Raw genomic sequence first — 12636 nt, forward strand, 5'->3', positions numbered from 1 at the left:
CGGGCGCCCCGGTCGCGGCGCCGGTCCGGCTACTGCTGCGCCATCGCGACCCGCAACCGCTCCGCCGGCGAGATGTAGTGGTCGTGGTCGTCCTTGCCCACGTCGAGCTGGACCCAGGCGATGCGTCCCGTGAACCGGCTCGTGCGGGCGTCGTAGGCGTCGGACACGCAGGTGCCCGACTCCCGCCCGACATCGGTGGTCTCGTCCGCGGAGAAGACCAGCGGCTGCGTGGCCTCCACACGCCCGTGCCCCACCGCCGCACCGTCGTGGAACAGCGTGACGTCGCCACCCTTGCCCAGCCCGCCGCCGTCGTAGGCGAGCTCGGCACGCAGCTGGTGCGTGCCGGCCGGGACCGGTTCGTCCGCGACCACGTCGTACCGGTGGATGCCGAGAACGTTGTAGGTGAACGTCAGCCGGCCACCCGTGGCGTGCACGGACCAGCCGCCGAACCGCCCGCCCTGCGCGATGAGGACCCCGCCGGCTCCGGCGGCGGGCACCTCGACCTCTGCCGTCACCGAGAACGACTTGTTCTTCACGCTCACGACGCTGTTCTCCGACAGCCGGCCCATCCCGGGGAAGAACAGCTGGGAGTCACCGTGGATCAGGGTGGGACGCCCGGCGATCTCCGGCACGAGCCGTTCGGCGGTGCGGTCGTCCAGCGGGAGCACGCCGTACCGGGCCGCCTCGATCAACCACAGGCGCTGCAGTCCGGCGAGCATCTCGGGGTGCTCCGCCGCCAGGTCGCGGGCCTGGCTGAAGTCCGCCGCGCCGTCGTAGAGCTCCCACGTGTCGTCGTCGAACGCCACCAGGTCACCGCCGACCATGTCCCACGGCGTGCGGTGCTTGGTGACGGCGCTCCACCCCCGGTGGTAGATGCCGCGGTTGCCGAACATCTCGAAGTACTGCAGGTCGTGCCGCTCGGGTGCCTCCGCGTCGTCGAACGCGTACAGCATCGACGTGCCCTCGACGGGCGACTGGAGCACACCGTTGACCATCGTGGGCTCGGGGATCCCCGCCGCCTCGAGCACGGTCGGTGCGACGTCGACGACGTGGCTGAACTGCGACCGCAGGCCGCCGCCGTCGGTGATCCTGCGCGGCCAGTGCACCACCGTGCCGTTGCGCGTCCCGCCCCAGTGCGACGCCACCTGCTTGGTCCACTGCAGGGGCGAGTTCATGGCCCAGGCCCACCCGACCGCGTAGTGGTTGTACGAGTCTGGCGAGCCGAAGTCGTCCAGCTTGGACCGCATGAACTCCGGGGTCTCCAGCGCCGCCATGCCGTTGAAGTTCGCCATCTCGTTGAACGCGCCGTTCACCGTGCCCTCCGCCGACGCCCCGTTGTCGCCGACGATGTAGAAGACGAGCGTGTCCTCGAGCACCCCGAGGTCCTCCAGCGTGTCGACGAACCGCCCCACGTGGTGGTCGGTGTGCTCGAGGAACGCTGCGTACACCTCCATCTGGCGTGCCAGCACAGGCTTGAGGTCGTCCGGCATGTCGTCCCACGCAGGGATCTCGTCGTGGCGGGCGGGCAGCTCCGCGTCGACCGGGATCACCCCGAGCTCCTTCTGCCGGCGGAACGTCCGCTCACGCTGCGCGTCCCACCCGTCGTCGAACTGCCCCCGGTACCTCTCGATCCACTCGGCGGGCACGTGGTGCGGTGCGTGCGTCGCGCCCGGCGCGAGGTACACGAAGAACGGCTTGTCCGGCATGAGCGCCTTCTGCTGGCGCACCCACGCCGACGCGTGGTCCACGAGGTCCTCGGTGAGGTGGTAGCCCTCCTCGGCGGTCGCCGGCGGCTCCACCGGCGTCGTCCCGTCGTACAGCGCCGGGTCCCACTGGTTGTTCTCACCGCCGATGAAGCCGTAGAACGTCTCGAAGCCGCCCCCGCCCGAGGGCCAGGCGTCGAAGGGCCCCATCGGCGACGACTGCCACACCGGCACCTCGTGGCACTTGCCGAACTGCGCCGTCGAGTAGCCGTTGAGCCGCAGGGTCAGCGCCAGGGGCGCCTTCGTGTTGGGTCGCAGCGAGCTGTTCCCGGGGGCCGACGTCGCGGTCTCGGTGATGCTTCCCATGCCGACCGAGTGGTGGTTGCGGCCCGTGAGCAGCGCCTGCCGCGTCGGGGCGCACAGGGCCGTGGTGTGGAACCGGTTGAACCGCAGGCCGCCACCGGCCAGCCGCTCCACGGTCGGGGTGCGGCACGGACCACCGAAGGTGCTCGAGGCGCCGAACCCGACGTCGTCCAGCAGGATCACCACCACGTTCGGAGCCCCCTCCGGCGGCAGCAGCGGCTCGATCGGCCGGAACGCCGTGTCCGGGTCCCGCGCGTCATAGGTCGTGGGCCCGGGTGGCGTGCGGTCCGGGATGGGCAGCATCGTGCGGGCGTGCTGGTCAGGACGCATCGGTGGGCTCCGCTCGGTCCGGTCATGACGAAGGACGCGCTCACGGTACGGATCCCCACCCTGGAGGCACATCACCCAGACCGCGTGAGAATCCGGCGCAGGGCAGGCCCGTCGACGTTCGCACGATCTGCGCGATGCCAGTCGCGGGCAGCAGGCATAGCGTGGCCGGAGCGCGACACGACGGGCCTTCCCCGGCCTGGTCCGAGCCACCGAGGAGACAGGATGCGTACGGCACACGGGCGGATGGTCGCGATCCCGCCGGGCACCTTCCTCATGGGCAGCGACGACCACTATCCCGACGAGCGCCCCGCTCACGAGCACCCGGTCCAGGCATTCTGGATCGACCGGTTCGCGGTCACCAACGCCGACTTCGCCCGCTTCGTGGCGGACACGGCGTACGTGACCGTGGCGGAGCGTCCGCTGGACCAGGCCGAACTGCCGGGCAGCTCCAGCGCAGCGCGCAGCCCGGGAGCCCTCGTGTTCACTCCCACGCGGGTCCCCGTCGACCTGCGGGACTGGCGGCAGTGGTGGCGCTGGCAGCACGGTGCTCAGTGGCGGCACCCGGAGGGTCCGGGCACGTCGATCGAGCACCGGATGGACCATCCCGTGGTCCAGGTGGCGTACGAGGACGCCCAGGCCTACGCGCGGTGGGCGGGTGCCCGGCTGCCCACGGAGGCGGAGCACGAGTACGCCGCTCGCGGCGGGCGGGCCGGTCAGGAGCCCTACGCGTGGGGCGCCGACCCGTACCCCGGCGGGACGCTGCAGGCGAACACGTGGCTCGGACGGTTCCCGTACGAGCACCGAGGACCGCACGGCGCGACGACGACGCCCGTGGGCACCTTCCCGCCGAACGGGTTCGGGCTCTCGGACATGATCGGCAACGTGTGGGAGTGGACCGGCTCGGTCTACACCGCGCTGCACCGCGTCCCCGGTGCGGCGCGCATCGGTCCCGAGCACCGCCCCGGTCTGCTCGCGGCCCAGGAGAGCCCGGCCGCGTCGGCGACGCGCCGCGTGCTGAAGGGCGGCTCGTACCTGTGCTCACCGGACTACTGCCTGCGGTTCCGCCCCGCAGCCCGGTCGGCCCAGACCGAGGACACTTCGGCCACGCACATCGGCTTCCGCTGCGCGCTCAGCGCCTGAGCGTCCGCGGCCTCACCCGTCCTCCGGGTCGGCCATGCCACCGAGGGCAGCATCCCGGCATCCACCACTGAGCGGCACTCCCGCGCGGCGCGGTCTCGTCCCGGAGTAGCCTCCTGCACATGACTGCCGTTCGGACGCACACCCACGCCCAGGCCGTCGACGCCGCCATCGACCTGTTCTCCCGCCAGGGCTTCGAGCAGACGACGGTCGAGGAGATCGCCGACGCCGCGCAGGTCAGCCGCGCCACGTTCTTCCGCCGCTTCCGGTCCAAGGAGGACGTGATCTTCGCCGACCACGAGCTCCTCCTGGAGGAGGTGGTGGTCATGCTCGCCGCCACCCGGCCGGAGGCGCGCGAGACCGACGAACCCGGTGGCCGCGAGTCCCCGTGGAACCCCGCCGTCGACCCCTACCTGGAGGTGTGCCGCGCCGCCCGCCTCGTGTTCGACCACCACGTGGGCCAGCGCGAGACCTCGCTCGCCCGCCACCGGCTCCTGCAGCAGGTGCCCGCGCTGCGGGACCGCGAGCTCGTGACGACGCACCGGTACGAGCGCGCGTTCACCGCCTACCTGCGCGACACCCTGCCGCCGGACCGGTCGAGCACCACCATGTCGATCGCGTTCGCGGCCTCCGTCGTGGCCGTGCACAACGCGGTGCTGCGCCGCTGGCTGCGCAACCCGTACCTCGACCTGCGCCCGGACCTGGAGGAGGCGTTCGCCGAGCTGCGGCGCGCAGCCTGGGCACCGGGGGCCGACGGCGCCGCCCCGGCCGGGTCGTCGGCCACGGGTACGCCCGAGCCGGCCGTCCCCACGAACCGTCGTGTCGTGGTGGCCGTCCTGGACCAGGACGCCGACGCCGACGACATCGCGCGGGCCGTGCGCGACGTCCTGGCCTGAGGAGCGAGATGATCGACTGGCTGTTCTCCGCCACCTTCACCGTCGGCGGCGAGCAGATCCTGTGGCGCGAGGTGATCGGCAACGCGTTCGGCCTGGCCTCGGCGCTGGGCGGCATGCGCCGCAAGGTGTGGGCGTGGCCGGTGGGCATCGTCGGCAACGTGCTGCTGTTCACCGTGTTCCTCGGGTCGCTGTTCGGCGACGCGGGCCGCGTGGACATGCTGGGCCAGGCGGGCCGGCAGGTCATGTTCATCGCCGTGTCGGTGTACGGGTGGGTGCGCTGGCGCGAGACCCGCCGCCAGGACCTGGAGGTCCGCGCGGACGGCAAGGTGCCGTCGTCGGGCGGGGCGGGCGTGCACCCGCAGTGGGCGCGATGGTGGGAGCGCCTCCTGCTGGTCGTCGCACTGGTCGGCGGCACGCTGCTGCTCACGCCGCTGTTCCGGGCGCTCGGGTCCTACGAGCCGGTGTGGGCGGACGCCTGGATCTTCATGGGCTCCCTGCTGGCGACGTACGGCATGGCGCGCGGCTGGGTCGAGTTCTGGTTGATCTGGGTGGCGGTCGACGTCGTGGGCGTGCCGCTGCTGTGGAGCGCCGGTTACTACGCGACGTCGTTCATGTACATCTTCTACGGGGCGTTCACCCTGGTCGGGTTCTTCGTGTGGTGGCGGGTCAACCGTCGCGAGCAGGCGACGGCCGGCGCCTGACCCGCCCGGCCGGCGCCTGACCTCCCCGTCCGCCGCCCGGCCGCCGCGTCAGAGGGTGGCGTTCATCGCGTCGGCGAACCCGCGGGCGGTGAGCGTCCCGGTGAACACCCGGTGCAGGTTGTCCAGCAGCGGCCCGGCCTGGTCGGCGGGGATCGCCTGGTCCCAGGAGAGCTGGAAGTGCGGTGCCGACGCGACCATGTCGTAGACGTACTCGAGGTAGTCGGCGTCGCCCCGGCCCGCGAGCTCCTTGCCGAGGCCGCGCACGGGAGGCACGGTCCGCACCACGAGGAACCGCTCGACGGCCAGGTCGGAGTACACCTGCTCGTTGAGGAAGTCGATCGCGGCCTGCTGCTCCTCCGGGCTGGCGGCGGCGGAGACGGACCAGAAGTTGGCCGGGTTGCCCACCACGTTGCCGGGGTCGCCGGTGCCACCCTCGACGGTGGGGAACGGCGTGAAGCCGAGCCCGTCGTCGGCGATCAGCGTCGGCGCCTCGGTGAGGAAGTCCGGGTAGACCCAGGCACCCTGCAGCACGAAGGCCGCGTTCCCCGTGGCCACGAGCGACACGTCTCCGGACTGGTCGGCGAGCGTCTCGGTGAAGTAGTCCCCGAACGCCCCGGCGTCGACGAGCTCGCCGATCCTGCGGAGCGCCTCGAGGATGGCCGGGTCGGACCAGGCGCCGGGCTCGCCGTCGACCACGCGCTGGAACACCTCGGGGCCGCCGATGCGGTCGGTGAGGTACTGGATGTACATCAGCTCGGGCCACCGGCTGCCGCCGGCGAGCGCGATGGGCAGCACCCCGGCGTCACGCAGGACGGGGACGGCGGCGAGCAGGTCGTCGAACGTCTCGGGCGGCTCCAGCCCGGCGCTGTCCAGCACCTCGGCGTTGTAGTAGAGGACCACGGGCTGGGTCTGGTTGTTGGGCACGGCGTACGTCCGCCCGTCCACCTCGCCGTTGGCGGCGACGGCGGGTAGCACCTTGTCCTGCACGGGGCCGACGGCGTCGGTGAGGTCGACGACGGAGCCTTCGGCGACCATCCGGTCGAGGTCGCCGCCCGCCCAGCCGAAGATGAGGGTCGGTGGCTCCCCGGCGTCCAGGGCCTCCTGGATCCCGGCCTTGTAGGCGTCGTTCTCCATCCACGTCACGGCGATCTCGTCACCGGGGTGCTCCCGGTCCCACTGCTCGAAGGTGCGGGCGAGCACCACGTCGCTGCCGCCGGAGAGCGCCCAGGCCGTGGTGCCGTCGACCGGCACCTCGGCCTGCGCCGTCACCGGCTCCGGGCTGTCGGCGCAGGCGGCGAGCAGCAGGCTCACCGCCGCCGCTCCCGCCAGGACCTGTCCGCACCGTCGCCTCATCGCCTGCACCCTCCACGCCGTCGTCTGGGGTCGTCGCCGGTCGGTCGCGTCGCTGAAACCGTTTTCGAACCGGGCAGGGAGCACACTAGGCCAGCGACCGGCATGCCGGTCAAGGCCCCGCGGAGTTTCGACAACAGGCGGCGCCCGGGTTTCAAGAACCGGCACGGCGCGGCGCTCGAAATTTTCTCGGCGCTCCGCCCGACGGGTGGGCAGCGGCGGTCCCCCCTACCGTGAGGCCGTGACGTCGGCGCCCTCCACCTCCAGCCCCGCCGCGACCTGGCGTACCGCCTGGCGCGCCGAACCGGGCCGCCCCTGGTGGGGCATCGCCCTGGGCGACCTGCTCCGGGTCGCCGCGCTGGTCAGCGTGGTGCTGGCCGGCATCCTGTTCGGCGGGACGGCGACCGCCCTGTTCCTCTTCGTGCTCGGCGGCACCATGCTCCCCCGGGCCATCGGCACCCCCGCGGCCCTGGACATCAGCTACTGCGCCGCGTTGCTCGCCGCGGCCTGGTGCGCCCAGCTGGAGGTCTACCAGCGCGTGGACTGGCTCGACCTGGTGGTGCACGCCGCGACGACGGGCGCGATCGCCGCCGTCGCCCACCAGGCCTTCGCGCGCGCCGGCCTCATCGCGCCGGCCCGGCGGGCGCGCGCCTCCGCCGCCCTGCAGATCGTGGGCCTCGGCTCGGTGGTGGCGGTCGTCTGGGAGCTCCTGGAGTGGGCCGGGTACACGTTCGTCGACGACACGATCTTCGTCACGTACCCCGACACGTTGGGCGACCTCGCCGCGGGACTCGTCGGCAGCGCCGTCGCGGCAGCGCTCGTCGCACGCGGCGTGCGGGGCGTCGCATGAGCGGCGGCGCGAGGCCGACCGTGTCGGTCGTGATCCCCGCCCGGGACGACGCGCACGAGCTCGACCGGTGCCTGGCCCTGCTGGCCGGCCAGTCGGTGTCCCCGCTGGAGGTCGTGGTCGTCGACAACGCCTCGCGCGACACGACGGCGCAGGTCGCCCGCCGGTGGGGCGCCGTCGTCGTGCCCGAGCCGCGCCGCGGCATCCCGGCCGCCGCGGCCGCCGGGTACGACGCCGCGCGGGGCGACGTGATCGGCCGGCTGGACGCGGACTCCCGGCCCGGCCCGCACTGGGTCCGCTCGGTCGCCGACGCGATGGGCGACCCGACGCTCGACGCGGTGACGGGCACCGGCACCTTCGTCGACCTGCGGCACGGCGGCCGCCTCGCCTGCCGGCTGTACCTCGGCCTCTACTACGCCTGCAGCCGGATGGCGCTCGGGCACACGGCGCTCTGGGGATCGAGCATGGCGGTCCGCCGCACCACGTGGTGGGCCGTGCGCGACGTCGTGGAGCGCCACGACCCCGAGGTGCACGACGACATGGACCTCGCCTTCGCCCTGGGGCCGCGTCGGCGCGTGGTGCACGACCGCCGCCTGCACGTCGGGGTCTCGGCCCGTTCGCTGCGCGCGGGACGACGACGTCGCCTCCTGCGGGCGTGGAACACGCTGCGGTCCAACTGGGCCGCGGCGCCGCCGTGGGACCGTTGGTGGGACCGCTGGTGGCACCGGCTGCGCGGGACCAGGCCCCGCGGGTACTGAGCCGCGCGGTGCTGCGGGCGCCGTGCGGCCAGGCGCGGGCGGTGCCACGGTAGGGCATGCGCATCGTCGTCGTAGGCCAGTCCGGCAACGTCGGGACCGCCGTGCTGCGGGCCCTGCAGGCAGCCCCGGAGGTGGACTCCGTGCTGGGGGTCGCACGCCGGCTGCCCGACCGGACCGTGGCCCCCTACCGGGACGCCGAGTGGGCGGCCGTGGACCTGTCGGTCCCCGACGAGGAGAGCGTGGTCGACCGGCTCGCCACGCTGTTCCGCGGGGCGGACGCCGTCGTGCACCTGGCCTGGCTGATCCAGCCCAACCGCGACCGTGACCTGCTGCGCCGCACCAACGTGGAGGGCACCCGGCGGGTGGCCGAGGCGGTGGTCCGCGCCGGGGTGCCGCACCTCGTCGCGGCCTCGTCCGTGGGCGCCTACGCCGCCGTCGACGACGACGCCCCCCGCCGCGAGGGCTGGCCGGCGACGGGCATCCCGACGTCCCACTACAGCGTGGACAAGGCGGCGCAGGAACGGGTGCTCGACGAGCTCGAGCACGATCACCCGCAGGTGGCCGTCGCCCGGCTGCGCACCGCGCTGGTGTTCCAGGGCGACGCCGGGCACGAGATCACGCGCTACTTCGTCGGCGGTCTCCTGCCCGTGAGCCTGCTGCGCGACCACCGGCTGCCGGTGCTCCCGCTGCCCGCGGGGCTCCGCGTCCAGGCGGTGCACGCCGACGACGCGGCCGACGCCTACCTCCGCGTCGTGCGGGAGCGTGCCACCGGAGCGTTCAACGTCGCCGCCCACGACGTGCTGCGCGCCCCGGACCTGGCCGCGATCGCGGACCACAGGCGCTTCGTGGAGCTGCCGCCGCAGACGGTGCGCACCGCGGTGTCGCTCGCCTACGCGGCGCACGCGGTCCCGGCGGACCCCGGCTGGATCGACATGGCCCTCGGCGTTCCCGTCATGGACACCACGCGCGCGACGACGGAGCTGGGCTGGGAGCCCCGCCGCACCGCCGCGCAGGCGGTCGACGAGGTGCTGCGCGGCATGGCCGAGGGCCACGGGCTCGGTTCCGCACCGATGCGCCCGAGCCCGCGCGCCGCCGTCGGCCCGCCCGTGCTGCCCCCGAAAGAGCGGGACGCCACAATCCCGCCGCAGATCGACCGCCACCTGTTCGGCCTCTACCTGTCGGAGCACCTGACCGGCTCCACCGCCGGGCTGGACCGCATCGAGCGGATGGCCGACAGCTACCGCGACACGCCGTTCCACGCCGACCTGGCCGAGCTGACCGAGCAGATCCGCAGCGAACGACGGCTCTACCGCACGCTTCTCGCGACCCTGGGCATCCGCCGCCGCCGGTATCGCCAGGTGCTCGCAGCGGCCGCGGAGCGGGTCGGGCGCCTCAAGCTCAACGGGCGGGTCCTCGAACGGTCTCCCCTGACCGTGCTGCTCGAGGTGGAGCTGATGCGCTCGGCGCTGCTGGGCAAGCTGGGCGGCTGGCGGACGCTCCAGGAGTACGCCGACGACGTGGGCCTGGACCCGGACCGCTTCGGTGCGCTGGCCGAGCTGGCGAACCGCCAGCTCGCGCTGCTCGACCGGCTGCACGAGCACGCCCGCGAGCGCGCGTTCCGCCGGACCGACTGAGCCGCCGGTCGCCGGGGGGCCGGACGCCCGGGGGCCGAGGGCACCGGGCCCCGAGAAGGTCCGGGGACGACGAAGCGCCGCCCCGGACCTTCCCGGGACGGCGCTCGCCGCTGGTGCACCGCCACGCCGGCTGGTGGACGGCGGCGGTGATGCACACGACCGGCGTCGACCCACGCCGGGAGCTGGTCGCTCCGCAGACGCGGAGCAGGTGCTGCGGTGCCCGCTACGCGAACGCGGAGGTGCCCGTGATGTCGCGGCCCACGATCAGCGCGTTCATGGACTCGGTGCCCTCGTAGGTGTGCAGGGCCTCGATGTCGGCGAAGTGCCGCGCGACCCGGTTGGCGAGCAGGATGCCGTTGCCGCCGAGCATGTCGCGCGCGACCGACGCCACCTCGCGCGCTCCCCGGGTGCAGCTGTACTTGGCCAGGGAGGCCTGCTCCCCGGTGAGCCGGCCGGCGTCGGCGAGCTCGGTCAGGCGGCCCACCAAGAGCTGCAGCTGCGTGACGGTCGAGAGCATCCGGGTCAGGCGCTCCTGGACCATCTGCTTGGCGGCGAGCGGCTTGCCGAACTGGACGCGCTGCGTGGAGTACTGCACGGCCGCCTCGTAGCAGGCGACCGCGTGCCCGACGGCGGACCACGCCACGGCGAGGCGCGTGGCGAAGAGGACGGCGGCGGTCGCCTTGAACGAGGTGGCGCCGGGCAGGGCGGCGTCAGCCGGGACGAACACGTCGTCGAGCTGGATGTGGGCCTGCCAGATCGCGCGGAGCGCCATCTTGCCCTCGATGGTGGTGCCGGTGTAACCGGGAGCGTCCTGCGGCACGACGAAGCCGTGCACCTGGCCGTGGCGCTCCCCGGCGTCCGGGTCGTCGAGCCGGGCCCACACCACGGTGATGTCGCCGCAGGAGCCGAACCCGATCCACTTCTTCTCGCCGTCGATGACGTAGCCCTCGACGCCGTCGCGCACGGTGGGCCGCGCCGTCGTCTCGAGGGACACGGAGTCCGAGCCGTGGGTGGGCTCGGTGAGCGCGAACGCGCCGAGGATCTCCCCGCGCGCCATGGGCTCGGCGTACCGCTCGACCTGCTCGGGCGAGCCGTGCATGACGATGGAGCGCAGCGCGAGGCCGCCCTGGACGCCGCAGATCGTGGCGACGGAGCCGTCGCCGCGGGACATCTCCATGCTGGCCAGGCCCTCGGCCATGAAGCTGATGCGCGGGCGGCCGGGCACGTCGACGCCGTCGCGCAGGAAGTCGTGCTCGGCGAGCTTCTTGACCAGGTCGAAGGGGACCTCGGCCCGCTCCCAGTAGCCGTCGATGACGGGAAGCACCTCGTCCTGGACGAACTGCCGCACGGCGAGCTGGTGCGCGCGCTCGGCGGGTGCGACGTCGGCGAACGCGGCCGCGTAGTCGACGTCCAGGGGCTGGGAGACGTCGTACTCCGGCGCGGTGACGCCGGGCAGGACGGGTGCGGTGCGGGGCATGCGGGTCTCACTTTCCACGGAGGCGACCGCGCCGCCGCAGAGGCTGGTGACGACGGCGTCGGTCTGCCTCCATAGTGCGACGCGACGGAGTCTCAGTCAAGCGATACGGCGTATCAACCGGTGACCGTGAGCCAGAGCAGCGTCACGTTGAGCCCCACGATCACGGCCGCGACCAGCCACGCGACCGCCTGCGTGGCTCGCGCGTTGCGAAACTCGCCCAGCAGCCCCGCGTCCCGCGTGACGCGCACCAGCGGGATCATCGCGAACGGGATGCCGAAGCTCAGCACCACCTGGCTGAGCACCAGCAGGTAGGTGGGCGAGACGTCCGTGGCCAGCAGCAGCAGCGCCGGCACCAGCGTCACCAACCGGCGCGTCAGCAGCGGCACCCGCACGCGCAGCAGCCCGGCCATGATCTCCGAGCCCGCGTAGGCCCCCACGGCCGTCGACGCCAGCCCCGAGGTCAGCAGCCCGACGCCGAACAGCACCGCGACGATCGGCCCCAACGACTCCGAGATCGCCGCGTACGCCCCCTCGATGCTGTCCGTGCCCGTGCGGCCCGGCAGGTTGGCCGCGGCGAGCAGGAGCATCGCGATGTTCACGCCGCCCGCGATGAGCAGCGCGGCGACCACGTCCCAGCGGGTCGCGCGCAGCAGCCGGCGCACGGCCGTGGGGTCGCCCTGGACGGTGCGCGACGGCGGCACCCCGGCCACCGCGGCACGTCGCTCCGCGTCGTGGCGCACCCGGTCGCGGGCCAGCGAGCTGTGCAGGTAGATCGCGTGCGGCATGACGGTGGCACCGAGCATCGACGCGGCCAGGAGCACCGAGTCCGCTCCGTCGAACCGCGGCACCAGTCCGCCCAGGACAGCGCCGGCGTCGGGAGGAGCGACGAGGAGGCCGGCGCAGAAGCCGACGGCGATGACGCCGAGCATGGTCACCACCACCGTCTCGAAGATGCGCTGGCCCCGGCGCTGCTGGATCGCGAGGACCACCATCGAGACCGCACCGGTGATGAGGCCACCGGCCACGAGCGGGACGCCGAACAGCAGGTTCAGGGCGATGGCCCCGCCGATCACCTCGGCCAGGTCGGTGGCCATGGCGACCGCCTCCGCCTGCAGCCAGTAGGCGATCCGGCCCCGGCGCGGCATCCGGTCGGCGAGCACCTCGGGCAGCGACCTGCCGGTGACGACGCCCAGCTTGGCCGACAGGTACTGCACCAGGACCGCCATCGCGTTGGCCATGACGAGCACCCACACCAGCAGGTAGCCGAACTCGGCGCCGGCGGTGAGGTTCGCGGCGACGTTGCCCGGGTCCACGTAGGCGATGGCGGCCACGAAGGCCGGTCCGAGCAGGGCGAGCGCACGCAGGCGACGCAGTCCGGGTGGTGCGGTCCGAGTGCTCACAGGTCTCCTTCGAGGACGGCAGCAGGGGCAAAGTTTCGGA

Annotated in this window: 10 protein-coding genes; 6 read left to right on the forward strand and 4 right to left on the reverse strand. The window is 73.4% G+C overall.

The window, feature by feature from the left end; genetic code table 11:
- Positions 1-29: 29 nt before the first annotated feature.
- Positions 30-2396 (reverse strand): arylsulfatase, encoded by a 2367-nt coding sequence (locus tag MWU57_RS05380; RefSeq protein ID WP_281495304.1) that lies wholly within the window; start codon positions 2394-2396, stop codon positions 30-32.
- A 222-nt stretch (positions 2397-2618) separates the two neighbouring features.
- Here MWU57_RS05380 and MWU57_RS05385 point away from each other — a divergent pair, with 222 nt between their 5' ends.
- The 3 genes from MWU57_RS05385 to pnuC all read left to right on the forward strand — a co-directional run bounded on the left by MWU57_RS05385 (position 2619) and on the right by pnuC (position 5130).
- Positions 2619-3536, forward strand: coding sequence for a formylglycine-generating enzyme family protein (locus MWU57_RS05385; protein WP_246907779.1), 918 nt, complete (start codon positions 2619-2621; stop codon positions 3534-3536).
- A gap of 119 nt (positions 3537-3655) precedes the next feature.
- Positions 3656-4429, forward strand: coding sequence for a TetR/AcrR family transcriptional regulator (locus MWU57_RS05390; protein ID WP_106266391.1), 774 nt, complete (start codon positions 3656-3658; stop codon positions 4427-4429).
- Positions 4430-4437: 8 nt separating this feature from the next.
- Positions 4438-5130 (forward strand): nicotinamide riboside transporter PnuC, encoded by a 693-nt coding sequence (gene pnuC / locus MWU57_RS05395; protein ID WP_246907781.1) that lies wholly within the window; start codon positions 4438-4440, stop codon positions 5128-5130.
- A 48-nt stretch (positions 5131-5178) separates the two neighbouring features.
- Here the strand turns inward: pnuC and MWU57_RS05400 are convergent, their stop codons facing one another.
- A complete protein-coding gene (locus tag MWU57_RS05400) occupies positions 5179-6483 on the reverse strand; it encodes an extracellular solute-binding protein (RefSeq protein WP_246907783.1) in 1305 nt (434 codons plus the stop codon).
- 238 nt (positions 6484-6721) lie between these two features.
- On the opposite strand from MWU57_RS05400, the gene MWU57_RS05405 reads away from it, so the two are divergent.
- Genes MWU57_RS05405 through MWU57_RS05415 form a run of 3 tightly spaced genes read left to right on the forward strand, consistent with a single transcriptional unit; the run spans position 6722 to position 9719 of the window.
- Positions 6722-7330, forward strand: coding sequence for a hypothetical protein (locus tag MWU57_RS05405; RefSeq protein ID WP_243400845.1), 609 nt, complete (start codon positions 6722-6724; stop codon positions 7328-7330).
- Complete coding sequence (locus MWU57_RS05410) at positions 7327-8085, forward strand: glycosyltransferase family 2 protein (protein WP_281495305.1); 759 nt, start codon at positions 7327-7329, stop codon at positions 8083-8085. Before MWU57_RS05405 ends, MWU57_RS05410 begins: the two co-directional genes overlap by 4 nt.
- A gap of 56 nt (positions 8086-8141) precedes the next feature.
- Complete coding sequence (locus tag MWU57_RS05415; protein WP_246907787.1) at positions 8142-9719, forward strand: NAD-dependent epimerase/dehydratase family protein; 1578 nt, start codon at positions 8142-8144, stop codon at positions 9717-9719.
- Positions 9720-9942: 223 nt separating this feature from the next.
- Here the strand turns inward: MWU57_RS05415 and MWU57_RS05420 are convergent, their stop codons facing one another.
- Complete coding sequence (locus tag MWU57_RS05420) at positions 9943-11196, reverse strand: acyl-CoA dehydrogenase family protein (RefSeq protein ID WP_246907790.1); 1254 nt, start codon at positions 11194-11196, stop codon at positions 9943-9945.
- A gap of 113 nt (positions 11197-11309) precedes the next feature.
- A complete protein-coding gene (locus MWU57_RS05425) occupies positions 11310-12596 on the reverse strand; it encodes an Nramp family divalent metal transporter (RefSeq protein WP_246907792.1) in 1287 nt (428 codons plus the stop codon).
- Between the last annotated feature and the right edge of the window lie 40 nt (positions 12597-12636).

The organism is Isoptericola sp. S6320L, assembly GCF_023015685.1.
Classification (GTDB): Bacteria; Actinomycetota; Actinomycetes; order Actinomycetales; family Cellulomonadaceae; genus Isoptericola; species Isoptericola halotolerans_A.